Raw genomic sequence first — 830 nt, 5'->3', positions numbered from 1 at the left:
AAGCTGTTGACGGGCTCAAACACCGTGCCGTCTGACAGGGTTGCGAGCTTGGCGATCCCCGCATCTAGCCCGACCATTGAGCCGGAGGGGTGAATTGGCTCAAGCGTCTCCTGCTCGACCTGAAAGGAGATATACCAGTGCCCGGCGGCTTGGCTGACGGTCGCGTTTTTAATTTTCCCTTCAACTGGCTGGGACTGACGGAACTTGACCCACGCCAGCCCGGCAGGCAGCTTCACGCGACCCTTTTCAAGGCGGCAATACTTGTCGAAGTTGACGAACCGGATAGCGTCGCGGTTGTCGCTTTTTTTCTTGAATACGGGTGCCTTGGCGGCGAGTTTCTTATCAAAGCAGCGCATCCACGCGCCATGCAAATCCTTGAGCTTCTGCTGGAGGTTGTCGGTATATGCCTCGGCCAGAAAGGCCATTTCTGGGTCTTTCTTCCAACTGGTGAGCATCCTGTTCAGCTCAAAGGCAGAAGGCAGTTTTTCGCCAGCATCCAGAATGCGTTTGGTTTCTGCCAGCCCGTGATTCCAGACATAACGAGCACAACCGCCCAACTGGCGCAGGCGTTGCGCTTGTTGTTCGGTCGGTTCGAGTCGGAATTTGTAGGCTTTCAGAATTTGCATGTATCACTCAGTGTGTAGCATTATTGCCATATCTATTAAGCCCGATTGAGTGACAGAATAGATTGGCCCCTTGAAGATCCAGACACTTCGCCCCTCTTAACTTAAGAGGTAGTCTTGGAGCTATGTTCAGTACTAGTCACAACGAGAAGATGGTCGAAGTGTTAACAGGGGCCGAGCGCCGTCGACGCCGGACTCCACAAGAAA

At 53.5% G+C, this 830-nt stretch carries 1 protein-coding gene; it reads right to left on the bottom strand.

The features are described from left to right. Nucleotides 1–626, bottom strand: a 626-nt coding sequence (locus tag J9889_RS23020; RefSeq protein WP_246878173.1) for a transposase, incomplete at its 3' end; no start/stop codon positions are given. Between the last annotated feature and the right edge of the window lie 204 nt (nt 627–830).

Source organism: Aeromonas sp. PrichA-15 (assembly GCF_017939245.1).
Lineage (GTDB): Bacteria > Pseudomonadota > Gammaproteobacteria > Enterobacterales > Aeromonadaceae > Aeromonas > Aeromonas caviae.
This window is presented reverse-complemented; position numbering and strand designations above follow the sequence as displayed.